The sequence below is a fragment of the Dyella sp. GSA-30 genome (assembly GCF_027924605.1).
GTDB lineage: Bacteria > Pseudomonadota > Gammaproteobacteria > Xanthomonadales > Rhodanobacteraceae > GSA-30.
This window is the reverse complement of sequence record NZ_AP027042.1, coordinates 2,320,366-2,346,897: the sequence shown is the minus strand read 5'-3', so window position 1 is coordinate 2,346,897 and position 26,532 is coordinate 2,320,366. Positions and strand designations below refer to the sequence as shown.

General features: G+C 61.9%; 19 protein-coding genes. 11 read left to right on the top strand and 8 right to left on the bottom strand.

Annotated elements, in window-relative coordinates; translation table 11 throughout:
• Window positions 1–81: 81 nt before the first annotated feature.
• Genes QMG46_RS10330 through QMG46_RS10315 form a run of 4 tightly spaced genes read right to left on the bottom strand, consistent with a single transcriptional unit; the run spans window position 82 to window position 3,668 of the window.
• Window positions 82–711: a PqiC family protein gene (locus QMG46_RS10330; protein WP_281852425.1), complete on the bottom strand. Its 630-nt coding sequence runs from the start codon at window positions 709–711 to the stop codon at window positions 82–84.
• Complete coding sequence (locus tag QMG46_RS10325) at window positions 708–2,414, bottom strand: PqiB family protein (RefSeq protein WP_281852424.1); 1,707 nt, start codon at window positions 2,412–2,414, stop codon at window positions 708–710. The genes QMG46_RS10330 and QMG46_RS10325 overlap by 4 nt, the downstream gene beginning before the upstream one ends.
• Window positions 2,407–3,033, bottom strand: coding sequence for a paraquat-inducible protein A (locus QMG46_RS10320; RefSeq protein ID WP_281852423.1), 627 nt, complete (start codon window positions 3,031–3,033; stop codon window positions 2,407–2,409). Before QMG46_RS10320 ends, QMG46_RS10325 begins: the two co-directional genes overlap by 8 nt.
• Window positions 3,030–3,668 (bottom strand): paraquat-inducible protein A, encoded by a 639-nt coding sequence (locus QMG46_RS10315; protein WP_281852422.1) that lies wholly within the window; start codon window positions 3,666–3,668, stop codon window positions 3,030–3,032. Before QMG46_RS10315 ends, QMG46_RS10320 begins: the two co-directional genes overlap by 4 nt.
• A 106-nt stretch (window positions 3,669–3,774) precedes the next feature.
• Here QMG46_RS10315 and trxA point away from each other — a divergent pair, with 106 nt between their 5' ends.
• Together trxA and QMG46_RS10305 are read left to right on the top strand one after the other, a co-directional pair.
• Window positions 3,775–4,641, top strand: a complete 867-nt coding sequence (gene trxA / locus QMG46_RS10310) for a thioredoxin (RefSeq protein ID WP_281852421.1) — start codon at window positions 3,775–3,777, stop codon at window positions 4,639–4,641.
• 173 nt (window positions 4,642–4,814) lie between these two features.
• Window positions 4,815–5,267: a DUF4442 domain-containing protein gene (locus QMG46_RS10305; protein ID WP_281852420.1), complete on the top strand. Its 453-nt coding sequence runs from the start codon at window positions 4,815–4,817 to the stop codon at window positions 5,265–5,267.
• Window positions 5,268–5,271: 4 nt separating this feature from the next.
• On the opposite strand, the gene QMG46_RS10300 is transcribed toward QMG46_RS10305, so the two are convergent.
• Together QMG46_RS10300 and QMG46_RS10295 are read right to left on the bottom strand one after the other, a co-directional pair.
• Window positions 5,272–5,922, bottom strand: a complete 651-nt coding sequence (locus QMG46_RS10300) for a serine/threonine protein kinase (RefSeq protein ID WP_281852419.1) — start codon at window positions 5,920–5,922, stop codon at window positions 5,272–5,274.
• Window positions 5,923–5,924: 2 nt separating this feature from the next.
• The gene (locus QMG46_RS10295) at window positions 5,925–6,449 is read right to left on the bottom strand and encodes an RNA polymerase sigma factor (protein ID WP_281852418.1); all 525 of its coding nucleotides are present in this window, start codon (window positions 6,447–6,449) and stop codon (window positions 5,925–5,927) included.
• A 153-nt stretch (window positions 6,450–6,602) separates the two neighbouring features.
• On the opposite strand from QMG46_RS10295, the gene QMG46_RS10290 reads away from it, so the two are divergent.
• From QMG46_RS10290 to QMG46_RS10275, 4 genes are all read left to right on the top strand, one after another.
• Window positions 6,603–7,844 carry a Dol-P-Glc:Glc(2)Man(9)GlcNAc(2)-PP-Dol alpha-1,2-glucosyltransferase gene (locus QMG46_RS10290; RefSeq protein ID WP_281852417.1) on the top strand — a complete coding sequence of 414 codons (1,242 nt, stop codon included), beginning with the start codon at window positions 6,603–6,605 and terminating at the stop codon, window positions 7,842–7,844.
• Window positions 7,845–7,920: 76 nt separating this feature from the next.
• On the top strand, window positions 7,921–8,583 hold the full coding sequence (locus QMG46_RS10285) for a DUF502 domain-containing protein (RefSeq protein ID WP_281852416.1): 663 nt from the start codon (window positions 7,921–7,923) through the stop codon (window positions 8,581–8,583).
• On the top strand, window positions 8,580–10,376 hold the full coding sequence (locus QMG46_RS10280; RefSeq protein ID WP_281852415.1) for a M14 family metallopeptidase: 1,797 nt from the start codon (window positions 8,580–8,582) through the stop codon (window positions 10,374–10,376). The genes QMG46_RS10285 and QMG46_RS10280 overlap by 4 nt, the downstream gene beginning before the upstream one ends.
• Before the next feature lie 7 nt (window positions 10,377–10,383).
• Window positions 10,384–10,983, top strand: coding sequence for a histidine phosphatase family protein (locus QMG46_RS10275; protein WP_281852414.1), 600 nt, complete (start codon window positions 10,384–10,386; stop codon window positions 10,981–10,983).
• Window positions 10,984–11,933: 950 nt separating this feature from the next.
• Here the strand turns inward: QMG46_RS10275 and QMG46_RS10270 are convergent.
• Together QMG46_RS10270 and QMG46_RS10265 are read right to left on the bottom strand one after the other, a co-directional pair.
• Window positions 11,934–13,553 (bottom strand): multicopper oxidase family protein, encoded by a 1,620-nt coding sequence (locus tag QMG46_RS10270; protein ID WP_281852413.1) that lies wholly within the window; start codon window positions 13,551–13,553, stop codon window positions 11,934–11,936.
• A gap of 50 nt (window positions 13,554–13,603) precedes the next feature.
• Window positions 13,604–15,310, bottom strand: coding sequence for a phospholipase C (locus QMG46_RS10265; RefSeq protein WP_281852412.1), 1,707 nt, complete (start codon window positions 15,308–15,310; stop codon window positions 13,604–13,606).
• Window positions 15,311–15,577: 267 nt separating this feature from the next.
• Here QMG46_RS10265 and QMG46_RS10260 point away from each other — a divergent pair, with 267 nt between their 5' ends.
• The 5 genes from QMG46_RS10260 to rapA all read left to right on the top strand — a co-directional run bounded on the left by QMG46_RS10260 (window position 15,578) and on the right by rapA (window position 26,357).
• Window positions 15,578–17,710 carry a M13 family metallopeptidase gene (locus QMG46_RS10260; RefSeq protein WP_281852411.1) on the top strand — a complete coding sequence of 711 codons (2,133 nt, stop codon included), beginning with the start codon at window positions 15,578–15,580 and terminating at the stop codon, window positions 17,708–17,710.
• A 200-nt stretch (window positions 17,711–17,910) separates the two neighbouring features.
• Window positions 17,911–20,046 (top strand): M13 family metallopeptidase, encoded by a 2,136-nt coding sequence (locus QMG46_RS10255; protein ID WP_281852410.1) that lies wholly within the window; start codon window positions 17,911–17,913, stop codon window positions 20,044–20,046.
• Between the two features lie 271 nt (window positions 20,047–20,317).
• The gene (locus tag QMG46_RS10250; RefSeq protein ID WP_281852409.1) at window positions 20,318–22,651 is read left to right on the top strand and encodes a catecholate siderophore receptor Fiu; all 2,334 of its coding nucleotides are present in this window, start codon (window positions 20,318–20,320) and stop codon (window positions 22,649–22,651) included.
• Between the two features lie 101 nt (window positions 22,652–22,752).
• Window positions 22,753–23,430, top strand: coding sequence for a Fe2+-dependent dioxygenase (locus tag QMG46_RS10245; protein WP_281852408.1), 678 nt, complete (start codon window positions 22,753–22,755; stop codon window positions 23,428–23,430).
• Window positions 23,431–23,516: 86 nt separating this feature from the next.
• A complete protein-coding gene (gene rapA / locus QMG46_RS10240; RefSeq protein WP_281852864.1) occupies window positions 23,517–26,357 on the top strand; it encodes an RNA polymerase-associated protein RapA in 2,841 nt (946 codons plus the stop codon).
• The last annotated feature ends 175 nt before the right edge of the window (window positions 26,358–26,532 follow it).

The following is a 26,532-nucleotide window of genomic DNA, read 5'->3' as shown; positions in this document are numbered from 1 at the left end:
TGTGCGGCGTGTGTTTCGGACAACTTCCAGGCTCCTCACGTCGCCCCGGCCTTCGCCGGGACGATGTGAGGGGTATGTCGCTTAGTGTGCTGCCGGGCACTGCGCGCCCTGCCCTTCGGCAAACGGCCGGGCGGCACTGGCGATCTGGTCGGCCAGTTGCGCCAGCAACTGCTGGTGGCCCTGGACCAGGGCGTCATAGCCGGCGCCGACCTGGGTAGTGACCTGGGTGGTGCATGCCAACGTGCCCTCGCCCTTCAGCGCCCGCAGGCTCCAGGCGGCGTCGATCAGGGCATAGTTGCCCGGCGCGGAGTCGAAACGACGGATATCGACCTTGATCCGCAAGATCGGCTGGTTGCCGACCGGCAAGCCGGTGACGTCCTGGGTGTCGAGCGTACGCGCAAGATCGGCCGACAAGGCCCCGCGCACTTCGTCGGCCAGGGGGGCGATCCAGCGCTCGCCCTCAAGCATCTGCATGCCCTGGTCGCCGCTGCGCACGACCAGCTGTGGCTGATCCACCTGGGGCGGCACGGCCACCGGCAACAGCTCGAACTTGAATGCCGCCGGCTGCGCGGGAATCGCCGCCCGGGTGGCGGTGGGCACGTAGCCGCCCGCGGGTTGGATCAACGTGTAGTAATGCAGCGGCGCCGAGGCACAGGCGCCCAGGGTCACGGCCGCGCCCAGCGTCAATGCGCGATATCCGAGGCGAATCATGGCTTGCTCCCTTTGGGCTGCGACGGGCCCGATGGCGGCGGCGTGGGCGTATCGACCGGCGTCGGCTTGGGCGGCGCCGGGTCGGCCTTGCGGCCACGGATCAGGGCTTCCGGATGGCCGCCCAGGTAATCGGTAAGCACACGCAGCGAACGCGCGGCGCGCTGCAACTCCTGCATGGTGGCGCCCAGGTTCTGCTGCAGCGGCGAATCCGACGACAACGCGTTGTTGGCCGTACCTAGCGTCTGCTGCGCCCCCTTCAAGGTGTTATGGAACTCCGGCAACACCTTCCCATTGACCTGCTTGAGCGTACCGTCCAGATCCGCCAGCGTCTGATCCAGATGCTTGCCGATACTGTCGAAGGGAATCTTCTGCACCTTGTCGACGATCACGCCCAACTGCTCCTGCAGCTTGTCGAAGCTACCCGGCGCGGTGGGAATCTGCATCGGCCTGGCGTTGATGTCGAAGTCGACCTTCGGCGCATTCGGGATGAAATCGAGCGCGATATACAACTGGCCGGTCAGCAGGTTGCCCGAGCGCGCCTGCGCACGCAGACCATGCTCGACCAGCTTGCCCATCATCTGTGCCAGATCGGCGTCTTCGCCACGCGCCTGCGCGATGGCCACCAGCTTGTCATGCACACGGCCAAGTCGCTGCGGATAGACCACGGCACCGACAACCAGCGGGAAGCGCTGCGCCTTTTCGTCGTAATCGAGATTGATCGATACCACCCGACCGATATTGATGCCCTGGAATTCCACCGGCGCGTCGATCGCCAGGCCGCGCAGCGAGTGGTCGAAGCGCATGCGGATATAACGCGGCTCGCCATCGGGCGGCGCCATCGCCGTGGCCTGATCGTTGAACAACTGGAATTGCGCATCCTCGGCCGCCGGGGTGGCGTCGTGGGGACCGGCCGGGTCCTGGAACGCGACGCCGCCGGCAAGCACGGTCGCCAGCGATTGCGTATTGAGCTTCAGGCCATTGGCGCCCAATTGCACATCGACGCCACTGGCATTCCAGAAACGGCTGGACTTGGTCACGAAACCGTCGTTCGGGCTGTCGATGAAAATCTGCACCGATACGCCCTTACCGTCGCGATCGAGCTCATAGGACGCCACGCGACCCACCTGGATACGGCGAAAGTAAACCGGCGAGCCGATATCCAGCGAGCCCAGGTCGTCCGAGTGAAGGGCGAAACTCTTGCCCGGCGCGCCATGGGTAATGGCCGGCGGCGTCTCCAGACCCGTGAATTCGTCCTCGGCGTCTTTCGATTCACCCACGTCTGCGCCAATAAAGGCGCCGGAAAGCAGGGTATCGATGCCCGACACGCCCCCCAGACCGATACGCGGGCGCACCACCCAGAAACGGGTGTCCTTGGTGGCGAAGCTCTCGGCGTTCTTTTCCAGCGAGATTCGGGTGATCACATGGCTGCGGTCCTTGCTCAGCCGGATCGAGGTGACCTTGCCGATCACCACGTTCTTGTACTTCACCGGGGTCTTGCCCGCCTCCAGGCCCGAAGCGGTCTGAAAACTCACCGAGATGGTCGGACCGGCCTGCACCCAGGCATTGATGACCAGCGAAAGACCCACCAGTGCGGCCAGCACCGGCACCAGCCAGATCGCCGATGCGCTGAATCGTCGCCGCTGTCGTACGACCGGCTCGGGCAGGTCGCTATGGCCTTGCGGCGGCTTAGGTTGGTCAGTCATGGGTTTCCTTGCTATCCCAGATCAAACGGGGGTCAAAACTCATCGACGCCAGCATCGTCAGCACCACGGTCAGACCGAAGAACACGACGCCCGGCAAGGGCTCGACCAGGCTCAGTATTCCAAACTGCACCAGGGCCGTCAGCAAAGCGACCACGAAAACGTCCAGCATCGACCAGTAGCCGATGAACTCCACCAGGCGGTACAGCTTGGCACGTTGCCGCTGCGCCCAGGCGGTACGGCGGTGGGCGCTGATCAGCAACAGGCTCATCGCCAGGAACTTCAACATCGGCACCACGATGGACGCCGTGAAGACGATGATCGCCAGGTCCGGCGAGCCCTTGACCCACAGTTCCAGCACGCCGCTGAGAATGGTGTTGTCGTCCACGTCGCCCAGGCTGACCGTGCGCATGATCGGCAGCACATTGGCCGGAATGTAGAAAAAGAAGGCCGCGATCAGCAGTGCCCAGGTACGCGCGAAACTGCCCAGCTTGCGCCGATGCAACGCAGCCCCGCAGCGGGGACAGGTCGCGTCATGCAAATCCGGTACGTCGCGGCAGACCAGCCCGCAGACATGGCAGCCGATCAATCCCAATTCATGTGCACGCGGCAAGCTGCTCATGCCGGCGGCGCCTCGGTCAGGTCCCACAGGCGGCGCATGTCGACACTGGCGAAGATGGTGATCAGCAGCATCAGGACCGCGTACGCAAAGATGCCCGGGTTAGGCAGCACGTCGAAATACACATGCGCCTTGACGATGGCCACCAAGGCGCCGAGCACGAAAACCTCGTTCATGGTCCAGGGGCCTACGTAGTGCAGGATCGTCATGGCGGTGGCAAAGCCGGGAGCGCGCTCGCCACGCCGGGCGAAAAACAGCACCCACCCCAGGGTCAGCATCTTGGCCAGCGGGAAAAAGAACAGGGTGGCAGCAGCAAGGATGGAGACCACCTGCGAATGATCGTTCCACATCATGATGATCGTGCCCCACAAGGTGGTGCTGATCTCCTGGCCGTTGAGTCCCAGGGTGACGATCGGCCAGATATTGGCCTGGATAAACACCACCATCGCGGTCAGCACCAGGGCGAGCATGCCGTTGGTGCCGATGCGCTGATGGCGTTCGAGCACAGCGTCGCAGCGCAGGCAGCGCGCGGTTTCGCCACGTGCGAGTTCACGCCTGCGATAGACGGTATCGCAGTGCTCGCAAATCATCAGATTGTTTGCTTCCTTGCCGTTCAAGGCCTGCTGGGGCGCGTTCATGGCGCGGATTCTCGCAAATCTTGATGACCGGCGGGGAAATGGGCGCGCTCTTGATATGCTGCGCCCCGCCCTGATTTTCTCCCGGATCGCACAGGAGTCTCCCTAAGTGACCAGCACCACCGCCAATCCCCATGTCTTCGATGTCGGCCAGGACAATTTCGAAACCGACGTGCTGCAGGCCTCGCTCGACACCCCCGTCCTGATCGATTTCTGGGCAGAATGGTGCGGCCCCTGCAAGACGCTGGGGCCGATGCTGGAAAAGCTCACCGCCGAATACAACGGCGCTTTCCGCCTGGGCAAGGTGGACGTGGACAAGCACCAGCAGCTGGCGGCGATGTTCGGCATTCGCTCCATTCCTACGGTAATGCTGGTGAAGGATGGGCAGATCGCCGATGGCTTTGCCGGTGCGTTGCCCGAAGGTCAACTGCGTGAATTTCTCTCCCGTCATGTCCAGCCGCTCGACGGCGAAGCCGCAAACGACGTGGCCGAGACGCCGGAAGAAAGCCCTGAAGAGATCGTTGCGCGGCTGCAGCAGGACATTGCCCATGAGCCCGATCGCACGGAACTGAAGCTCGACCTGGCCCTGGCCTTGATGCGCGCCGGCCAGACCGATGCCGCCGATGCCGAGCTCAAGGCGCTGCCGGCCAATCTCGCGACCGATGCGCGTGCGGTACGTCTGCGCAATCAGTTGGAGCTATCGCGGGCCCTGCAAGGTGCGCCATCGCTGGGCGCGTTGCGCCAGCGCGTCGAGGCCGATGGCAACGATTGGGAGGCACGCGATCTGCTCGGCGTACGCCTCTTGCTGGAAGACGACGCTGCCGCGGGCCTGGATCAGTTCCTCGCCATTCTGCAAAAAGCCCGCGACTGGAACGATGGCCAGGCCAAGAAACGCCTGCTGGCCGCGTTCAGCACGCTGGACGACGCCGAGCTGGTCGGGCGATATCGCCGTCGGATGGCGTCGCTGCTGTTCTGAGCAGCCGTCCGAAAACGCGAGAACCATCCTGAATTTGCAGGAGCGACTTCAGTCGCGACCCACCGTTACCTCACGGCCGGTCGCGACTGAAGTCGCTCCTACAAAGATCGCCCTGGCGCGCAACATACTCATCCGTATGGTAGCCTTTCGGTCCCGCACCCGAACCCGTCCCCATGCGCGCATCCACCCTTCGCCACCTCATGAACCTGTGGCCGCCCTACCTCTTCAACAGCATCCGCGTGCTGCGGCTGAGCGAGGACTGGCGCGAAGCCAAGGTGGTGCTGAAGCTGCGCCCGTGGAACCGCAATTACGTGCGCTCGCAGTTCGGCGGCAATCTGTTTGCGATGGCCGATCCGATGTACATGTTGCTGGCGATGCATCGGCTGGGGCCTGACTACTACGTCTGGGACAAGGCCGGCGAGATCGAATTCGTCGCACCGGGAAAGGCCGATGTCTATGCGGACTTCCATATGGACGATGCGGCCGTCGAGCAATTGCGCGCGGCCGCCGCCAATGGCGAAAAAGTACTGCAGTGGTTCGAAACCGAGATCAAGACCGCGGCGGGCGAGCTGGTGGCACGGGTACGCAAGCAGATATACGTCCGCCTGAAGCCGCGCGCGCGCTGAGTTCTCACTCGCGCTCGAAGCGAGCGATATCGTCGAGCGCGGCCTGCGCTCGGCGGATGCTCCCGCCTACCGTGCTGTCGTCGATCCTGCGTGCCAGTTCCGCGCGCTCGGGACGATGCGACCAACGATAGAACCAGGCCGTGGCCAACAAGCCCAGGGCACCCACAGCCAGTTGGATCCAGATGGCCGAAGGCGCGGCCACCATGATCCCTCCTCGCGTCAGTACCACCAGCAAAGGTGCCGTCAGAAACCACCAAGGCAGGCCGACGACGCATGCCCCGGCAACCGAATAGCTCTTTCGCAGCCGCAGCAGCTGTCGTTGGATGGCGACCACCGGCGCACTGTAATCAATGCGCGCGACCTGCGCCTGGACCACGGCACCGACCACGATCATGCCGATGCAATACAGGTGCATGACCAGGCCTGCGATCAACACGGCCGGCTCATGTCGATGCGCGATCCAGATCGGCGCGAAAAACAGCGCGCCCAGGACACCGATGATGATCTGAATCGCCTGCCCCCAGACCAGCGGGCGTAATCCTCGCTGCAGTTTGTCCAGCCGGCTATCGCGAAAGAACTGCACATTGAGCGTGTGCTGTTGCTGCAGCCGTTGGTCCAACACCTGCCAGGCCTGCTTGAGTTCGTCCAGTTCCATGCCTATGCCCTCGTCAAATGAGTGGATGCCGCGGTCATTTGCCCGCGCAGCTTCTGCTTGATGCGGTTGATCTTGGTTGCCACATTGGTTTCGCTGATGCCCAGGATGTCGGCGATCTCCACATAGCTGCGATCTTCCAGGTACAGCAGGATCAAGGCGCGATTGAGCGCATCCAGTTCGCCGATAAACCCGTACAGCGCCTGCAACCGTTCGTCCGGCTCGGGTCGCTCTTCGCCTGCTACGCTTTCCATGTGATACGCCTCCAGCGGCTCCAGCCGCCCATCGTCGCGACGACGGCGCGCCTGCGAAATCGCCACGTTCAAGGCAATCCGGTACAGCCAGGTAGAGAACTTCGCGCGTCGCTCGTCGTAACTGCCAAAGGCACGCCATAGCTGCACGCTGATCTCCTGCTCGAGGTCCAGCCGGTCCTCGCGCGAGAACGCATAGACGCTGGCCACCTTGGCGATCAGGCCTCGATGCTCGCGTAAACGCGTTTCAAAATCCCGTTGATCGATACGTCTAGCCATGTGTCCTTCGCCGTTCCCCGTTCAGACCATGATTCGCAGGCCCGCGAAAAAAATCACACCTGACCTTGGTCCGATACCCGACATCTGCCACACTCCCCAAGCTCGCAAAAAGGCATCGGACATAGCCATCCAAGGGGGATTGCGAGCCTCATCATGGAAATGAAATCAATGGTTCCGACGAAAACCTGGCGGCAACAGGCCCTATGGCCGTGCCTGATCGCATTGCTGTGGACCTGCGGGTTGATCTACGCCATATCGGCTTTTCAACCGTGCTGCGACGAAGGCGTCCACATTCCGCAAATCCAGTATTTTCTAAACGGAAAGTTCGTTTTCTACCCCTATCTGGCAATGATCCCCGGGTATCACGGCCTCGTCGCGATACTGCTGAAAATCTCTTTCAGCAACTCCATCGCCGCCATGCGAATCGTCAGCTCGCTGTTCAGCCTTGCTGCCGCCGCCTTCTTTTTTGCCATCAGACGGTCTCTGGGAGACCACAACGTCCTCCAGTCCGCGGCATTGTTCTTCTTCCTTCCCTTTCTATTCCCTTATTACTTCCTCATCTATACCGATGTTCTATCGATGGCGCTTGTGCTTGCCGCGACATTCGCTTCATTGAAGCGGCGACATCTCTTGGCAGCCATCGCCATAACCACCTCCATCCTGGTGCGCCAAAACAATGTCGTCTGGGCCGGATTTCTCCCCCTGGTTTCACTCTGGCCAAGCATACAGGGCCGCCTTTGGACACCTTCGCGGTACTGGCGCGAAGCTATCCGCGTTGTCGCACCCTACCTGCTGCCGGTCGCGGTATTCGTTGCCTATTGGATCTGGAACGGCAGCATTTCCCTGTCCACTGCGTTGACGACTTACCACCCGGATGCCAGCTTGCACGCCGGCAATATCTACTTCGCGCTGTTTCTCTTCGCGTTGTTTTTCCCTTACCCGATGTGGTCCGGAACAAAGCGCCTTCTTTCCCAGCGGAAAACCGCACTCTGGGTTCTGGCGATCGTGGTGCTGTTTGTCTGTTTCGCCAAGCTCAATGGCAGCTATGACAACGTCGTAACGCCGGAGTATTACTTTGCTCGCAACCACTTTATCGCCATGGTGCAACACGACCTCCCGCGGCGGCTCTTTGCCGCATTGATAGGGCTGGCCGCGTGCAGCATCGCATTGACCCGATTCGAACATCCGTCAGGCGTGCTCATCTATCCGTTTGCGGCGTTCTATCTGTCGTCGTCGTGGCTTATCGAAAATCGCTACGCCATCATCCCGTTCGCCCTCTGGATGGCATTGAGAAAAGTCGATAACCAAAAAGCGGAGCGGTATACCCTGGTTGGCTGGATAGCCGTGTGCCTGTTCCTTGGCTGGGGCATCTTCAACAACCGATTCATGCTCTAGCGGGATGGAAAGTGCGTAGCTGACGCAGCTCGGGCACTACAATGGCCGCTCCCCAAGCTCCGCCCCGGCCATTCCCATGACGCACCTGCGCGTAAAACGCTATCTCATTACCGGCCTGCTGACTTTCATCCCGCTCTGGGTGACCTGGGCGGTATTCAAGTTCGTGTTCGGTCTGCTCGCCGGCATCGGCACGCCGCTGGTTGACGCCTTGCTGGGTGCGGCGTCGACCCACTCGCCGGACGCGGCTGCGGCTTTGCAGAACTCCTGGGCAACCTCGCTATTGGCCCTGCTGATTACCGTGCTGGCGTTGTACCTGCTTGGTTGGCTGGCGACCCGCGTGATCGGCCAGCGCCTGCTGTTGGCGTTCGACGGATTGCTGGCGCGGATTCCGCTGGTGCAGACGATCTATGGCGGTACCAAGAAGCTGATGGCGGTGCTACAGCAAAAACCTTCGGGTCTTCAGCGCGTCGTGCTGGTCGACTTCCCGCGCCCAGGCATGAAGGTGGTCGGCTTCGTCACGCGCCTGATGATCGAAGAGGGCAGCGGCCGCGAGATGGCCGCCGTCTATATTCCGACGACGCCCAATCCCACGGGCGGCTATCTGGAGCTGGTTCCGGTCGACGAATTGACACCGACCGACTGGACCATGGACCAGGCCATGGCTTTCATCATTTCCGGCGGCGCGGTGGCACCCGATACCCTGCCCGCTTCACCTGCCCTGTCAGAGAACCGCGAATGAAGCTGCATCAACTTGCCTTGCTCAGCCTGCTGGGACTTGCTCCAATCACCCATGCGACCGACTGGACCACGCCAGCCGAAGCCGCTCATTTCCGCACCACGCCCGACTACGCCACGACACTTGGCTACCTGGAGCGACTCGTCGCCGCGGCGCCGGACAAACTGAAACTCGTACGTTTCGGCACGACACCGCAAGACCGTCCGATGATGGCCGTGGTCGCCAGCGGCGACGGCACGTTTACGCCGGATGCCGCGCGCCGCACGGGCAAGCCCATCGTATTGGTGCAGGCGGGCATTCACCCTGGCGAAATCGAAGGTAAGGATGCGGGGCTCATGTTGCTGCGCGACTTCGCCGTGACCGGCAAGCTGCCGCATCTGCTCGATCATGTCGTGCTCATCTACATTCCCGTCTTCAGCGTCGACGGCCATGAGCATGCCAGTCCGTACAACCGCATCAATCAGAACGGCCCGAACAGCATGGGCTTTCGCGGTCAGTCGCAGTACCTGAATCTCAATCGCGACTATGTCAAGGCCGATGCACCCGAAATACAGGCGTGGCTGAAACTCTGGCAGCAATGGCTGCCTGACTTCTTCGTCGACGTGCACACCACCGATGGCGCCGATTACCAATACGACCTGACCTGGTACACCGAAGACCCGCACAAGCTCGATCCTGGCGTGGCGAAATGGCAACGGCATCTGATGGTCGACCAGGCGATACCTGCTTACGAAAAACGCGAACATCTTGCGTCGATCTATCTCGAGCTCGTCGACGGCCGCGACCCGCGCAAGGGCATCGAGAACTTCGGTTCCGGGCCGCGTTTTTCCACCGGCTATGTGGCCCTGCAGAATCGACCTGCGCTGTTGATCGAAACGCATATGCTCAAGCCATACGAAGTACGCGTGCGCGGCACCTACGACCTGGTCGAACTGCTGCTGGAAAATATCGGCCGCGATCCGAAGTCATTATTGGCCGTGAACAAGCACGCCGACGAACAGATCATTGCACGCGCCAGCGACGCCAAGGCGTCCGTGCCATTGACGTTCAAGCCCGACCCCAGCGCCGAACCGTTCCAGCTGAAGGGCTATGCCTTCTCGACCACGCATAGCGATGTATCGGACACGAACTGGATCCAGTACGACCCGAGCAAGCCACAGACATACATCATCGACAACCGAAACGGCCTGTTGCCGGATATCTCGATCGACCCACCCGCGGCGTACGTCATACCTGCGCAATGGACGCAAATCATCGAGAAGCTCGACGCACATGGCATCGCCTACCGCCGCCTGAAAATTGCGCAGGACGTGACTGCCGGCAGTTATCAGATCGACCATCCACAGTGGGCCAGCAAGCCGTTCGAAGATCACCTGATGCTGCGCGACTTTACGATGACGCCCATGACGCGCAAAGTCGAACTGCCGCCCGGCTCGGTGATCGTGCCGATGGACCAGCGTACGGCGAACGTTGCGATCGAGCTGCTTGAACCGCAGGCACCTGATTCGTTGCTGCGCTGGGGTTATCTCAATGCCATCTTCGAGCAGAAGGAGTATGGCGAGTCGCGCGTCCTGGAGAAGTTGGCGCGCGACATGATGAGCAAGGATCCAACGTTGAAAGCGCAGTTCGAACAGAAGCTCAAGGACGATCCCGCCTTCGCCAAGGACAGCAATGCGCGCCTGAGTTTCTTCTACCAGCGCTCGCCCTGGTACACCACGCAGGAGGTGGGTGCGTATCCGGTACTTCGCCTGGACTCCGCGCAAACCAACGAATTGCTCCGCACGCTACAGCACTAGGTATCGCATGAACATCACCGCATTGAATGAACATCCCACGCTGGAGATCTGGCTGATCCGTCATGGCGAAACCGAGTGGAGTCTGTCGGGGCAACATACGGGTCGCACCAATGTTCCGCTGACCGAACATGGTCGCGAGCAGGCTCGTTCGCTTGCGCCGTTATTGGCGAAGCAATCGTTCGATGTCGTGCTGACCAGTCCGATGTCGCGGGCGATCGAGACGTGTCGTGAGGCGGGACTTGGGGTTGGCTCGCGGGTCGAACCCGATCTCAGCGAGTGGAACTACGGCATCTATGAAGGTCGTACTACGACGGAGATACGCGCAACCGTGCCGGGGTGGACGGTGTGGAATTCGCCGGTGCCCGAAGGCGAGAGCATTGAACAGATTCAGCTGCGAGCGAATGCCTTGATCCAGCGGTTGTTGGCCATGCGGGGGCGTGTTGCGTTGTTTTCGCATGGGCACTTTTTGCGGGTGCTTGGAGGATGTTGGATGAATGGGCTTGCTTTGACGGGTTCGCACTTGTTGTTGGATACGGCTACGGTGAGTGTGCTTGGGTTTGAGAGGGAGACGCGGGCGTTGCGGCGGTGGAATTCTCGGGGGGATTGATTTGGTTTCTTGGTGGCCTTGTTGTGTTTGGGCGACCTGGCCGCTTACGCAACGCAGCCTCTCCTACTTTGTCATTCCGGCGTAGGCCGGAACCCAGTGGCGTCAGTGTTTGGTTCTTGCCTGGGTGCTTTGGCGACCTGGCCGCTTACGCAGCGGGCGTTTCACTCGCCTGCCGGCGAGCGAGTCACTTTCTCTTTGCTGGCCCAAAGAGAAAGTAACCAAAGAGAGAATGGCCTTTAGAGCCAAGACTCTGAGCAGCATTGGGAGATAAAACCGTTCGTGCCGCCTACTCGACTCGTCAGGGGACACTTCTGGCGCTTCTGAGGTGCGCCGGATTTGTGCGCGAGGCGTCGTGGCAGTGAGGACTTAAAGCGTTCCCCCTCACCCTAGCCCTCTCCCCCGGCGGAGCCAGGGGAGAGGGGACTGACTGAGGGAACCTCAGTGTTGCGTCTTCTCGCTACCTGCTCCCTCTCCCCTGGCTTTGTCGGGGGAGAGGGCTGGGGTGAGGGGGCCGGGTGCTCGCGAGAACATCACCACAGCGCAGCTTTGCTCTCGACAAGCGATGCGCAGCGAGCCGTCAGCTCTTCGGGCCCCCTCGAGAGCCGAGTGAGGTTTGGACGATCAGGCCCCGAAGGGGGCATCGACAGGACGTCGATGCCTTTAGGACGGGACACGGATGTCCCGTCCTAAAGCCCGGCCAAACCTCACGGTCCTGGAGCGCCGAAGGCGCGGAGGGACGGCGGACTAGGGGTGTCCTTTCTTGGGTTACTTTCTTTGGACAAGCAAAGAAAGTAACTCGGCCGCCGGCAGGCGGGCGAAACACGCCGCAGGCGACTTTCTGGCACGAACGCCAAGCCAGAGCGATGCACGCTCCAGCGACAACCTACCACCGAAGCCACTGGATCCCGGCCTACGCCGGGATGACGATGTTGTGGGACTGAAGCAACGACCTACCCAGCAACCACCTCAAACGGCCGCATCATCTCATTGGCCTCATGCTCAAGCAGATGACAATGCCACGCATACCGCCCGGCATACCCATCGAACGTCGCAATAATGCGCGTCACCATCCCTGGATAAACCTGCACCACATCCTTCCAGCCTTGCTCGTGCGCCGGCGGCACTTGCGCCGGCCCCTTGTAGCGAACGGTCTTGGAATCCATCCAGGTATTGATATCGAAGGGCCGCCGATCGAGCACCTGAAACCGCACCAGATGCAAATGAATCGGATGCGTATCTTCAGTGAGATTCACGAAGCTCCAGATTTCCGTGCTGCCAAGCTTCGGCCGTTCCGTCACCGGTTCATGCCAACGCTTGCCGTCGAGCAACATCAGCATCGGCTCGGCAACGCAATCGGCGTACTCGTCCAGGGTGAGCAGCCGCGTCTTCACTGCCGATGATTCGGCCGTGCGCGGAACATCGCGCAGCTTGGCCGGTACCTGACTGGTGTCGTTCGCCTTTCCGCTACGGATATGAAACTGCATGACCGGCAATGCGTCGTTCATCAGCTCGATGCTCTGGCCGGCAAGCTCGGCAAAATCGATCACCAGATCAACCCGCTCGCCCGGTGCCAACAACAGGTTCGTCTGCGTGACCGGTGCGGCGAGCAGTCCCTGATCGCTGCCGATCTGCAGAAACGGACGGCGACCGCGCAAACTCAAATGAAAGAAGCGCCCATTCGCGGTATTGAGCACGCGAAAGCGATAACGACGCGGCTGCACATCGAGATAGGGCAACAAAGCGCCGTTGACCAGCACGGCATTGCCGAACACTTCGGGCACCCACGGTGCATCGAGCTGACCGGAGACCGGGTAATAAAGCTGGGCATCCTGAGTGAGCAGGCGGTCGCACAGCACCAGCGGAATTTCCTGCTCGCCCTGCGGCAGGTTCAATGATGCTTCGTGCTTGTCGCGCAGCAGCGCCAGACCGAACATGCCTGCGTAGATGTTGAGCCGGTTAATGCCCATCGCGTGGTCGTGATACCACAGCGTCGCCGCATCCTGCTTGTTCGGATACTCATAGACGCGCGACTTGCCCGGCACATACCAGTCGTCCGGATAACCGTCGCTGGATGTCGGCGTACGTCCGCCATGCAAATGCACGATGGCACGCACTTCGGGCTGATCTTTCTCGGCGCCATGAATATTGTGGTCGATCGGCAGAAAATGCTTGCCCGGAAGATCGTTGGGAAACTCCACGCGCAGCCGCTGGCCGCTGGTCATTTCCAGCGTCGGACCAGGCATGCAGCCACCATAGGTCCACACACGCGTCGGCTTGAGATCGCGATGCAGGCGCTGTTCGGTTTCGCGCATGGCGATTTTCAGCGTCTCGCCATGGGTCGCGCGCATTACTGAGGGAATCGGCAGCGGATCGACGAACGCCTTGAGCCGGGTCGGGTCGAGCATGGGCGGCAAGGTCACCGGCTCGGTCGCCGCGTGCTTGCACAGTGCACTGCCGGTCATCTTTCCCGCCGGCATGCTCATCGAGTGCGCCAGCAGGCGTGCAGGAACCGCGCCGGCCGTCAGGCCGAACGCGGTCCACTTGAGCAATCGACGCCGCGTCAGATCCAAGACGCGGCTTTCCCTGTCGTATGAATTCCGTTACTGCATTCGGCCATGCATCAACCCAGCTTGGTGGTGTGGTGCGAGCGATGATTCCATGCTTCGGGTGCATTGAACGAGAACGGCCACCACCACGGCTTCTTCGGCTGACCGGTCTGTTCGTCCAGGATCAGCTTACGCTCAAAAATGAACGGCTGGTGGAAATCGAACATGCTGTCGATCTTGCCGGCGATCGCATCGAACGAACCGCCGCCCAGGCGCTTGCTGCCCAGCCAGTTGTCTTCGATGAAGCGGGTGATCGAACTCTGGTCGCTCACGTTGTGGTCGACAAAGTTCTGGCGAGCCCACGGCGAGACCACCAGCAGCGGCAGGCGCGGGCCGTAACCACAGCGGCCCTGTGCATGACCGTTGCCCTGGGCAACGCCCGGCAGCGTATCGCGAGCGTTGCAGGCGCCGGCGCCATCGAGCGCATCGTCGCTGGTGCTGGACGCATTGACGCGCGGCGCAGCCTGGTGGTCGTACCAGCCGTCGGAGTCGTCATAGGCGATGACCACCGCGGTGTCGTTCCATTCGTCGTGCTGCTGCAGGAAGTTGATCACGTGCACGACGAACTGCTGCTCGTCCAGCGGATCGGAGTACCCAGCATGACCGTCCTGGAAACCCGGCGCCTTGAGGAAGCTCACCGACGGCATGTTGCCGTTGTCCACCGCAGCGTAGAAATCATCGATGTCGTACTGATGATTGGCCTGGTCGGTGCTGCCGATCTTGGCGACCGAGCTGGGACGCGCGTGGGTCGGGTTGGCAGTGGAGGTGTAGTACTGGAACGGCTGGTGATGCGGGATGTAGTCGGCCTTGGTGGTGTTGGTCACGTCCGAGTGACTATGACGCCCGCAACCGGTGCTACCGTCGGCATTGGTCTTGGTCAGATCGAAGCCGCCTTCGAAGAAGCCCCAGGTGATGTTCTTGTCGTTGAGCAGATCGCCGACGTTCTTGCCGGTGAACTGCACCTGGTTGCCGCTGGGCGACGAACACACATCGTCGATCGGATCGGCGTCGCTGATCAGGGTCAACCCACCGTGACCATCGTCGACCTCGGCACCGGTGCCGTTGAGGGTCTGACTGATACCGTTGGTCTGGCCGGAAATCAGATTGATCGCGCCGGGCGTCGACGGACCGAACGTGGTGCCATAGCTGTTGTCGCTCATGGCGAAGTTCTGGGCGTAGTTCCAGTAGGCGGTGACGGTGTTGCCGTCGTAGTAGCCCATCACCTGGCCGACGCCGTTTTCGGCGGCCGAACCGCCCGGCAGGGTTTCGCCCGAACCGGTGTTCTTCGGGAACAGGTCCATCTTGCCGCCGTCGAAGGCGAGCTGTTCGGCAGCGTAGTCGTGGTCCTGGTCGGCCGTGGCGGCCTGGGCGCGGCTCAGGCGGAACGGGTTGATCGCACCGTCGCCGTTTTCGCTATTGAGCTTGTTCGGATTCTTGGTCAGCAGCTTCGCGGTGAAGCCGTTGACGTCGGGCGTGAAAGGCTTCGCATAGAACGTCGGCTCGCCCTTGCCGTTGGCGGCGAGGGGATAGCTGCCGAAGTAATGATCGAAGGAAACGTTCTCCTGGAAGATCACCACGAGATGTTTGATCGGGGTGGCGGTCTTCGGTGCCTGGGGGCCGCGGTGCAGCGAAGCATCGACGGTTTGTTGCGACTGCCCGAACGAGGCGGCGGACGCGGTAAGGATGCAGGCGGCTAGGCAAGCGGCAAGACGATTGCGCATGGCTGTGAGTCTCCGGATGGGTGGGTTTGCGCACGCCCCCTACGCACGAAACTCCCGCAGCTTAGACAGCACAGATGACACGCCAGTAACAGCGGCAAGACATGCATTCGGACGTCCATACGCCCGTTTGTGTCGCAATTTCTTGCGCACCCTACCCTGACTTCCGACACTCACCCGCGCCTGCGCTTCCGCCTAATTTTCGTTACTTAATAACATCTCGCCGCACCGTGCGGGCTACCCGTTCGGGCTTCATGACAGGGGAAATCAATGAACAAGCCGTACCTTAAGCCGCTTTGCCTGGCGATCGGCGCCACCTTGATGTTGAGCGCCTGCGGCCAATCCGAACAGGCGACGGCGCCGGCCAAACCGGCCACCAACGCTTCCGTGCCGGCCACGGCCACGACGACAGCCGCCGCACCGGTGGTGAAAAAGAATCCGTTCGATATCAGCGAACTCGATCCGAACATCAGCGCCTGCCAGGACTTCAACGGCTTCGTCAACGCGAAATGGGCCGCTGCGCACCCGATTCCCGACGACTTCTCCAGTTGGGGCGCCTTCTCCGAGCTGGAAGAAAACAGCCTCGCGACCCAGCACGACATCGTCGATGCGATGAACAAGAGCGCGGACAGCGCGCAGGCCGGATCGATCGAACAGAAGATCGGTTGGCTGTATCGCTCAGGCATGGACGAGGCGACGATCAACAAAGCCGGCGCCGCGCCGTTGAAACCCGAGCTCGACCAGATCGCCGCGCTCAAGAACGGCGGCGATGTCGCCGACTTTATCGCCCAGCGTTACAACGAAGGCGACAGCTACGTCTTCAACTTCGGCCCGGGCCCGGATTTCCAGAACGCGAAGATCCAGATCGGCTACGCCAATGAAGGTGGCTTGACCCTGCCGACCAAGGATTACTACAGCGATCCCAAGTACGCCGATATTCGCGCGGCCTACGTTGCCTACATTGCCAAGCTGCTGCAGTTGACCGGCGTGAGCGAAGCCGATGCAAAAAGCCAGGCCAACGACGTGCTGAAGTTCGAAACCGCGCTGGCTGCCGCGTCGCTGTCGCCGGTGGACGAGCGCGATCCGAAAAACCAGTATCACTTTGCCACGGTGAAAGAAGCCGACAAGATCACCCCGCATTTCAGCTGGGACAAGTTCTTTGCCGCGCAGGGCATCACCATCGACAAGGGCTTCTCGTTGTCGCAGCCGAAGTTCTTCGCCGAGTTCGACAAGCTCCTGGCGAGCGCGCCGATCGCACAGTGGCAGGCGTATCTGCGTTTCCACGCCATCGATGGCTCGGCCAACCTGCTGTCGCAGGATTTCCAGGATGCGCGCTTCGCGTTCTATGGTCAGACGCTGTCGGGGCAACCCAAGCAGAAGCCCCGCTGGAAACGCACGCTCGATGCGGTCAACGGCGGCATGGGCGAAGCACTGGGCCAGTTGTACGTGGCCAAGGTCTTCAAGCCCGAGGCGAAACAGCGTGCCGAGGAACTGGTCGAGAACATCCACAACGCGCTGAAAACGCGCATCGAAAACGTCGACTGGATGAGCGCCGAAACCAAGGCCAAGGCGATCGCCAAGTGGCAGACCTTCCTGCCCAAGATCGGTTATCCGGACAAGTGGCGCGACTGGTCGGGCCTTCAGATCAAGCCGGACGACTATTACGGCAACATGCTGGCCACGCAGAAGTTCAACTATCACTACGACCTGGCCAAGATCGGCAAGCCGACCGATCGCAAGGACTGGGGCATGACCCCGCAGACGGTCAATGCGTACTACAGCTCGCAGGACAACACGATCAACTTCCCCGCCGCGATCCTGCAACCGCCGTTCTTCGACGCCAGCGCCGACGATGCGATCAATTACGGCGGCATCGGCGCGGTGATCGGCCACGAATCCAGCCATGGCTTCGACGACGAAGGCAGCCAGTTCGACGGCGACGGCAACAACAAGAACTGGTGGACCAAACAGGATCGCGCGCAGTTCGAGGCGCGCACCGCCAAGCTGGTGCAGCAATTCAACGACTACACCCCGCTCAAGGACAAGCCCGATCTGCACGTCAATGGCAAGCTGACCCTGGGCGAGAACATTGCCGATCTCGGTGGCCTGAACGTTTCCTACGATGCCCTGCAGAACGTTCTGAAGCAGCATCCGGAAGAAGCCGCCCAGTCGATCGACGGCTATACGCCCGACCAGCGCTTCTTTCTGAACTGGGCACGTGTGTGGCGCGACAATGTGCGAGAGAAGCTGTTGATCGTATTGATCAACTCCGACCCGCACTCGCCTGCCGCACTGCGCACCATCGGCCCGCCGTCGAACATGGAAGCCTTCGCCAAGGCCTTCCAGTGCAAGCCGGGCGACGCCATGGTTCGCCCGGCCGATAAACAGGTCAAGATCTGGTAGCCCGACCGCATCAAAAACGGCCCTGTACCTGTGTACAGGGCCGTTTTGCTGTTGCCGTTTGGCCCCTGACCTTTGACACTGTCCGCTCCATGACTATTGACCTAGCTTGGAGAGTCATGACCGTGACCGGGATCACCCGGCGCGGCTTGATCGATACGACATGACCGCCCGCGGGGGCGTTTTACTTTAGAGGGACATCTATGACCAAGCCGTTTCTGAAACCGCTCGCCTTTGCGGTTAGCGTTGCCCTGGCCCTGACGGCCTGCGGCAAGCAGGAGCAAGCCGACCAGGCCGCACCTGCCAAGTCCACCACCGCTGCCGCTCCGGCCGCCGCCGGCACCGCTGCTGCCGCCGCTGGCGCCAAGAAGAGCGTCTTCGACATCAGCGAGCTGGACACCAATCTCAACGCGTGTAACGACCTGAACGGCTTCGTCAATTCCAAGTGGGTTGCCGCCAACCCGATCCCCGATGACCGCACCCGCTGGGGCGCCTTCGACCAGTTGGCCGAGAACAGCCTCAACACTCAGCACGAGATCGTCGACGCCGCCGACAAGGGTGCCGAACAGGCCCAGGCCGGCTCGATCGAACAGAAGATCGGCTGGCTGTATCGCTCGGGCATGAACGAAGACGCGATCAACAAGGCCGGTTTCGAGCCGTTGAAGCCGGAACTGGACAAGATCGCCGCACTGAAGAACGGCGGCGACGTCGCCAGCTTCATCAGCAAGGACTACGCCGAGGGCAACGGTTACGTGTTCGGCTTCGGCTCGAGCCCGGATTTCCAGGACGCCAAGATGCAGATCGGCTACGCCAACCAGGCGGGCCTGGGTCTGCCGACCAAGGATTACTACACCGATCCGAAGTACGCCGAAATCCGCACCGCGTACGTGGCCTATATCGCCAAGCTGCTGCAGCTGACCGGCGTGTCCGAAGCCGATGCCAAGGCCCAGGCCGACCAGGTGCTGAAGTTCGAAACGCAATTGGCCGCCGCCTCGCTGGCACCGGTCGAAGAGCGTGACCCGAAGAACCAGTACCACTTCGTGACCGTCAAGGAAGCGAACAAGGTGACCCCGCATTTCAACTGGGACACCTTCTTCTCCGACCAGGGCGTGAAGGTCGAGAAGGGCTTCTCGCTGTCGCAGCCGAAGTTCTTCGCCGAGTTCGACAAGCTGCTCGCCACCGCACCGATCGCCCAGTGGCAGGCTTACCTGCGCTTCCATGCGATCGACGATTCAGCGAACTACCTGTCGCAGGATTTCCAGGACACCAAGTTCGGTTTCTACGGCCAGACCCTCGCCGGCCAGCCGAAGCAGAAGCCGCGCTGGAAGCGCGTCCTGGGCGCCGTCAACGGCGAAATGGGCGAAGCGCTGGGCCAGCTCTACGTGAACAAGGTGTTCAAGCCCGAAGCCAAGCAGCGCGCCGAAGAGCTGGTCACCAACGTGCGTAACGCGTTGAAGGCCCGCATCGAGAACCTCGACTGGATGAGCGCCGAGACCAAAGAAAAGGCGATCGCCAAGTGGAACACCTTCCTGCCGAAGATCGGCTATCCGGATCATTGGCGCGATTGGGCCGACCTGAAGATCACCCCGGATAACTACTACGCCAACGCGCAGGCCGCGGCCAAGTTCAACTACGACTACGACATCGCCAAGATCGGCAAGCCGACCGACCGCAAGGATTGGGGCATGACCCCGCAGACGGTCAATGCGTACTACAACCCGACCGACAACACGATCAACTTCCCGGCCGCGATCCTGCAGCCGCCGTTCTTCGATGCCAGCGCCGACGATGCGATCAACTACGGCGGTATCGGCGCGGTGATCGGTCACGAAGCCAGCCATGGCTTCGACGACGAAGGTGCCCAGTTCGACGGCGACGGCAACAACAAGGACTGGTGGACCAAGGACGACAAGGCCAAGTTCGAGGCCCGTACCGACAAGCTGGTGCAGCAGTTCAACGACTACGCCCCGCTCAAGGACAAGCCCGATCTGCACGTCAACGGCAAGCTGACCCTGGGCGAGAACATCGCCGACCTGGGCGGCCTGAATGTGGCCTATGACGCACTGCAGGCAGCGCTGAAGGCCCATCCGGACGATGCAGCCCAGAAGGTCGACGGCTACACCCCGGACCAGCGCTTCTTCCTGAACTGGGCTCGCGTGTGGCGCGGCAGCGTACGTGAGAAGCAGGCCGTCCTGTATCTCAACACCGATCCGCATGCACCGTCCTCGCTGCGTGCGATCGGCGCCCCGTCGAACATGGAAGCCTTCGCATCGGCGTTCCAGTGCAAGCCGGGCGATGCCATGGTCCGTTCGGGCGATAAGCAGGTGAAGATCTGGTAAGCCAGTCTTCGTCCTGATCGATAAAAAGCCCCGCAGCGATGCGGGGCTTTTTTTGGTCAGGAGTCAGAACAGGAGTAAGGCCGCGCCGCTCGCCGCCTCATCTTTAGTATTGCAAATCATTCTCATTAAAAATAACATTCGCTGAATCATTGGCGTCCAGAACATTGGGAGTTCACCTGGCCGCCGCCCGAACTCATGGATCGCCAGGTCAGCCGCAACGATTTGCCGGCCCGGCCGTCGATCCGCTCGTTTTTATTTCAGCGAAGAAATCATGGCCCACATCCATAGCCGCAAGCACCCTGTCGCCCGTCGTCTGCCCCACACCGTCCTGAGCATGGCGACCACGGCGAGCCTGCTGACCGGACTTGCATTCGCCTCGTCCGTCGCTGCCACCGATGTCGATACCACGGTGCCCACGGATACCAAGACCACCAAGAACCTGCCGGGCCTGCAGGTCGACGCCTCGACCACCAGCAACTACAAGGTCGACAAGGTTTCTTCGCCCAAATTCACCCAGCCGCTGCTCGATACCACGCAGACCATCCAGGTCATCAGCAAGGAGCTGATTCAGGAGCAAGGCGCCAGCACGCTGACCGAAGCGCTGCGCAACAGCCCGGGCGTGGGTACGTATTTCGTCGGCGAGAACGGCAGCACGACGACCGGCGACGGCATCTACATGCGCGGCTTCGATACCTCGAGCAGCATCTTTGTCGATGGCGTGCGCGACCTCGGCACGATCTCGCGCGATGTGTTCAACATCGAACAGGTCGAAGTCACCAAGGGCCCGGCCGGCACCGACAACGGCCGCACAGCGCCGACCGGCGCGGTCAACCTGGTCAGCAAGCAGCCGGAACTGGACAACGCCACCTCGGCCTCGTTGTCGTATGGCAGTGCCAACCGTCGACGCGTCACCGCCGACTGGAACCAGGTCACCGGCGATACCTCCGCCTTCCGCCTCAACGTCATGGCCCAGGACAGCGGCGTGCCAGGTCGCGACGCGATCCAGAACAACCGCTGGGGTGTCGCGCCGACCTTCGCCTTCGGCCTGGGCTCGCCGACGCGTGTGTATGTCGACTTTCTGCATGTGAAGCAGGCCAATGTGCCCGACGGCGGCGTGCCGACGATCGGCCTGCCCGGTTTCAGCACGCCCGATCCGCTGCGCCCGCAGCTGGGCAATGCACGCCCGGTCGACCCGTCGAATTTCTACGGCACGACCGCCGACCACGATCACGTCAAGGCGGACATGTTCACCGTGCGCCTCGACCACGACTTCAACCCGGACGTGGTCCTGCACAACACGCTGCGCTGGGGCCGCACCACCGAAGACTACCTGCTGACTTCGTATCAGTTGTCGGCCACCACGCTGGCCACGCCCAATATCAACGATCCGTCCACCTGGACGATCACGCGCAGCCTGCCGACCTTCAAGCACCAGAGCAATCGCATCATCACCGATCAGGCCAACATCACGGCCAACTTCGAGACCGGCGCGATCACGCACAACCTGAGCACCGGCATTGAGCTGACCCAGGAGAAAGCCACCACCATCGGCATCGTGCCGCTCAATGGCACGACCTGGCCCGCGGCCAATCTGTACGACCCGAACGAGAATGTCACCGGTTTGATCTATGGTCGTAACGGTGCGTACACCAACGGCCAGACCGACACGGCTTCGGCCTATGTATTCGACACGCTGAAGTTCGGTACGGCGTGGGAAGTGAATGGCGGCGTGCGCCTGGATCACTACAACACCGACTTCTCCAGCATGGTCGCCTGCGGTGCCAAGAACGGTCCGGTTTGCGGCAAGCTGCCGACCGGCTCGGTGGTCCCCGGCCTGGATGCCAAAAAGAGCGGCAACCTGCCGAACTGGAAGGTCGGCGTGCTGTACAAGCCGGCGCCTAACGGCAGCATCTACTTCAACTACGCCGTGTCGGAGCAGCCGCCGGGTGGCAGCACGCTGACGCTCAGCAGCTCGGTCAACAGCGCCGACAATCCCAACTTCGATCCGCAGCGCGCGCACACCGTCGAGGTGGGCACCAAGTGGGAAGTGGCCGACAGCAAGCTGCTGCTGACCGGCGCGATCTACCGCACCGTGGTCACCAACGACCTCGTGCAGGATCCGGTCGACCTGCTGTACTACCAGATCGGCAAGAAGCGCGTGGAAGGCATCGAACTGAGCGCAGTCGGCAAGATCACCGACAACTGGGCAGTGACTGCCGGTTTCACCACCATGAACGCCAAGGTGGTCAACGGCACCAACGTGTCCCAGGACGGCACCGACGATCTGGCCTATACGCCCAAGAGCGCCTTCACGGCCTGGACCACCTACCACTTGCCGTTCGGACTGAGCATCGGCGGCGGCGCGCGCTACAACGGCGAGTTGAAGCGCGGCACCGACGCTGCAGTCGGCACGCCCGCTTTCGTCAGCTCGTACTGGGTGTTCGATGCGGTGGCGATGTATCCGGTGACCAAGCACTTCGACCTGCAGTTGAATCTCTACAACCTGTTCGACAAGAACTACGTCGCGGCGATCAACAAGAGCGGCTACCGCTACACCCCGGGTTCGCCGCGTTCGGCGATGTTGACAGCGAATATTCGGTTCTGAGGAGATCGCAGTAGCGCCCCCTACTCGTCATCCCGGCGCAGGCCGGGATGACGAACTTTTGTGGGCTTCTCGCAACGTCTCGATTGCCCCAAGATAACCCCATGCTGCTACACATCCCCGACGTCCTCACTGCCGACCAGGTGGCGCATATCCGCCAGCGCCTGGATGCGGCCGACTGGACCGACGGGCGCGAAACCGTCGGCGCGCAAGGCGCCAAGGTCAAACGCAACCTGCAGCTGCCCGATACCTCGCCGCTACGTGAAGAACTGGCCCGCGAAGTACTCAAGGCGCTGGCGTCAAACCCGCTCTACCACGCCGCCACACTTCCGCTGCGTACCCTGCCTCCGCGCTTCAACCGCTACGAGGGCGGTGGTGAGTATGGTTTTCACGTCGATGGCGCAGTCATGGCGCTGCCCAACGGCGAGCAGCTCCGCAGCGATATCTCCTGCACGCTGTTCCTGGCCGATCCGGAGACGTACGACGGCGGCGAGCTGATCGTCAGCGACACCTATGGCGAACACGAGATCAAGCTCCCGGCCGGCGATCTGATCGTCTACCCCTCCAGCAGCCTGCATCGCGTGCTGCCGGTGACCCGCGGCGCACGCGTGGCGGCATTTTTCTGGGTGCAGAGCCTGATCCGCGACGACGCCAGGCGGCGCATGCTGTTCGAGCTGGACACCTCGATCCAGACCCTTACCCACACCGGGGCGGATGCCGCCGCAGTGATCCAGTTGACCGGGATCTATCACAACCTGCTCCGGCAATGGGCTGAGAGCTAAAAAGGCCAAGCTGGACGTTCGGGTTCCCACCCGGCTCCCATCAGCGGATAATCGACGACCCTTGCAGGTCGGTAGCCCTCCCCTTGATGTTTGTCCCCGGTCAACGTTGGATTTCCACTGCCGAGCCCGAGCTCGGCCTCGGTACCGTACTGCGCGTCGAAGGACGCGGCGTACAGGTCCTTTTCGCCAAAGCAGGTGTACTTCGCCCCTATGCGGTCGATTCGGCGCCACTGGTCCGCGCGGAGTTTCGCGCCGGCCAGCGTGTCGCGGGCAAAGGCATCGCCTTCCTGGTCGAGCGCGTGGAGATCAAGGAAGAGCTGCTGATCTATCGCGGCGAAGGTCGCGAACTGCACGAAGGTCAGCTTGACGACGAGCAGAGCGTCAGCCAGGCCGACGACCGCCTGGTCGGCGGCCGCACCGATCCGATTTCGCAATTCGAGCTGCGCCTGGAAGGTCTGCGCCGCCGCGCTGCGGCGCGCCGCTCGCCCTCCTGGGGCCTGGGCGCGGCACGCATCGGCCTGGTGCCGCATCAGCTGCGCGTGGCGGGCATCGCCGCATCGCGCCGGCCGCCGCGCATCCTGCTTGCCGACGAGGTTGGCCTGGGCAAGACCATCGAAGCGGGCATGATCCTGGCCCGCCAGCTGGCCACCGGCCGTGCGCAGCGCGTGCTGATCCTGCTGCCCGACACGCTGGTCTATCAATGGTTCGTCGAACTGTTTCGCCGCTTCAACCTCAGCTTCGCCATCTACGACGAGGAGCGTTGCGAGGCACTGGAGCAATCCGATAGCACCAGCAATCCGTTCGAGGACGAACAGCTCGTCATCGCCGACTTCAGTTTTCTCGAGCAGTCGCCCAAGCGTGCGGAGCAGTTGCTGCAAGCGCCATGGGATTTGCTGGTGGTCGACGAAGCCCACCATCTGGCATGGTCGCCCGATACCGCCAGCCCGCGCTATACGCTGGTGGAAAAGCTTGCTGCGGTAACGCCCGGCGTCATCCTGCTCACTGCGACACCGGAACAACTGGGACGCAGCGGTCATTTCGCGCGTCTGCGCCTGCTCGATCCGCAGCGCTACCACGACCTCGACGGCTATCTTGCCGAAGCCGACAGTTTTCAGAATTTGTCGCGCATGACCGATGCCTTGCTCGACGGCGAATCGCTCGACGCCGAACAACGCGCCATGCTTGCCGACGCCTTCCGCAACGACGAAGCGCTGACCGCTCGCCTGGCCGATACGACCAAGCCGGAAAACGCCCGCGAAATTCTCGCGGCGCTGATCGATCGCCACGGCACCGGCCGCTCGATGTTCCGCAATCGCCGCGCCGGTATTGGTGGTTTTCCCAAACGCCTGCCGGTATGGCATCTGCTCGATGCAGACAACGTGGACGACAATACGCGCCAGATGCTGCTGGCCGAATTCCATGCCGATATTCAGCAACCGTCGCCGGTGCTGGAGCTCGATTACGCCAACGATCCGCGTGTGGACGCTTTGGTCGAACTGCTGCAGGAACATGCACAGGACAAGTTCCTGCTGATCTGCCGCAGTCAGGCCAAGGTGCTTGCACTGGAAGAAGCGCTGCGCACCAAGAGCGGTGTCGGCGTGGCTCGTTTCCACGAGGGCCTGGGGATCGTGCAGCGCGATCGCAATGCCGCGTATTTCGCGCAACCCGATGGCGCGCGTCTATTGCTGTGCTCGGAAATCGGCTCGGAAGGCCGCAACTTCCAGTTCGCGCACCGTCTAGTGCTGTGGGACTTGCCGCTCGATCCCGACCTGCTCGAGCAACGTATCGGTCGTCTCGACCGTATCGGTCAGAAACACGACATCAGCATCCACATCCTGGCCGTGACCGACAGTGCGCAGCACGTGCTGGCACGCTGGTACGACCAGGGTATCGATGCATTCCGTTCCAGCCCTTCTGATGGACGCGAGCTGTTGCGCCGCTATGGCGAGTCGCTGGCAAGACTGGCCGACGAACATGCGCGCGGAAGCGACGGCCGTGATCAGGAACTGGATGCGCTGATCGCCGAAACGCGCGCCAGCCATGAAGAAATGGCCGAGTTGATCCGCGCCGGCCGCGATCATTTGCTGGAGCTGGCCTCCAGTCGCGATCCGCATGCCGACGACCTGCATTCGGCCTTTACCCGCGAAGACAACGATCCGGCTCGCGATGCTTTCGTGCAGCGCCTGCTCGAACAGTACGGCATCCACGCCGAAGACCTGGGCTCGAAGGTGGTGTTGCTCGATCCTCAGTACCTTTCCACCGATGCCCTGCCCGGCTTTGCCGAAGGCCCGCAATCGGTAACCTTCGATCGCGACGTTGCCCTGGCACGTGAAGAATTGCCGTTGTTGCGTTTCGATCATCCGATGGTTGCCGCTGCGCTCGATCTGGCGCTGTCCGGCGAGCAAGGCAATGCCGCCTTCATGGTGGACGATGTATTGCCGCCACGCAGTGCGCTGCTGCAGGCCGTGTTCCTGCTCGAATGCGTCGCCGATCGCAAGCTCGATCCGGAGCGTTTCCTGCCGACGTCACCGATCGTCGTGACGATCGATACACGCCTGGCCGAGCGTGCGGATTTCGAGCCCAGCGATATCGCGCTGCGCAAGGCAGCGGATCGCAATATCGAAGTGGCGCGCTATCGCAAGTTTCTCACCAAGCTTGTACCGCCGATGCTGGAGAAGGCGGAGGTTGTCGCCGGACAACGGGGGCAGGCGCTGATCGACGATGCCGTTGCGTTGGCTACCGATACGCTGGATGCCGATCTTTCGCGACTGCTGTCGCTGCGGGCGGTGAATCCGTCGATCAGCGAGGCGGAGATTGCCGCGGTGTCGGAGGAACGCAGTGCGTTGCTGGCGGCGTTGCCGTTGTCGCGGCTGCGGTTGGATGCGGTCAGGTTTGTGGTCAGTGCGGATTTCCTGGCGCTGCGCTGAGCGCTCGGTTCTACCTCACCCTCTCACTCTCGTCGTCCCGGCGAAGGCCGGGACCCAGCGTCTTTCATGTTCCGACAGGCTTTCCTACTTCGTCATTCCGGCGTAGGCCGGAACCCAGTGGCGTCAGTGTTTGGTTCTTGCCTGGGTGTTCGGACGACCTGGCCGCTTACGCAGC

Coding starts and splice junctions, on each gene's coding strand:
- QMG46_RS10330 (WP_281852425.1), bottom strand. CDS start 711: ATGATTCGCCTCGGATATCGCGCATTGACGCTGGGCGCGGCCGTGACC.
- QMG46_RS10325 (WP_281852424.1), bottom strand. CDS start 2,414: ATGACTGACCAACCTAAGCCGCCGCAAGGCCATAGCGACCTGCCCGAG.
- QMG46_RS10320 (WP_281852423.1), bottom strand. CDS start 3,033: ATGAGCAGCTTGCCGCGTGCACATGAATTGGGATTGATCGGCTGCCAT.
- QMG46_RS10315 (WP_281852422.1), bottom strand. CDS start 3,668: ATGAACGCGCCCCAGCAGGCCTTGAACGGCAAGGAAGCAAACAATCTG.
- QMG46_RS10305 (WP_281852420.1), top strand. CDS start 4,815: ATGCGCGCATCCACCCTTCGCCACCTCATGAACCTGTGGCCGCCCTAC.
- QMG46_RS10300 (WP_281852419.1), bottom strand. CDS start 5,922: ATGGAACTGGACGAACTCAAGCAGGCCTGGCAGGTGTTGGACCAACGG.
- QMG46_RS10295 (WP_281852418.1), bottom strand. CDS start 6,449: ATGGCTAGACGTATCGATCAACGGGATTTTGAAACGCGTTTACGCGAG.
- QMG46_RS10290 (WP_281852417.1), top strand. CDS start 6,603: ATGGAAATGAAATCAATGGTTCCGACGAAAACCTGGCGGCAACAGGCC.
- QMG46_RS10285 (WP_281852416.1), top strand. CDS start 7,921: ATGACGCACCTGCGCGTAAAACGCTATCTCATTACCGGCCTGCTGACT.
- QMG46_RS10280 (WP_281852415.1), top strand. CDS start 8,580: ATGAAGCTGCATCAACTTGCCTTGCTCAGCCTGCTGGGACTTGCTCCA.
- QMG46_RS10275 (WP_281852414.1), top strand. CDS start 10,384: ATGAACATCACCGCATTGAATGAACATCCCACGCTGGAGATCTGGCTG.
- QMG46_RS10265 (WP_281852412.1), bottom strand. CDS start 15,310: ATGCGCAATCGTCTTGCCGCTTGCCTAGCCGCCTGCATCCTTACCGCG.
- QMG46_RS10260 (WP_281852411.1), top strand. CDS start 15,578: ATGAACAAGCCGTACCTTAAGCCGCTTTGCCTGGCGATCGGCGCCACC.
- QMG46_RS10255 (WP_281852410.1), top strand. CDS start 17,911: ATGACCAAGCCGTTTCTGAAACCGCTCGCCTTTGCGGTTAGCGTTGCC.
- QMG46_RS10250 (WP_281852409.1), top strand. CDS start 20,318: ATGGCCCACATCCATAGCCGCAAGCACCCTGTCGCCCGTCGTCTGCCC.
- QMG46_RS10245 (WP_281852408.1), top strand. CDS start 22,753: ATGCTGCTACACATCCCCGACGTCCTCACTGCCGACCAGGTGGCGCAT.
- rapA (WP_281852864.1), top strand. CDS start 23,517: ATGTTTGTCCCCGGTCAACGTTGGATTTCCACTGCCGAGCCCGAGCTC.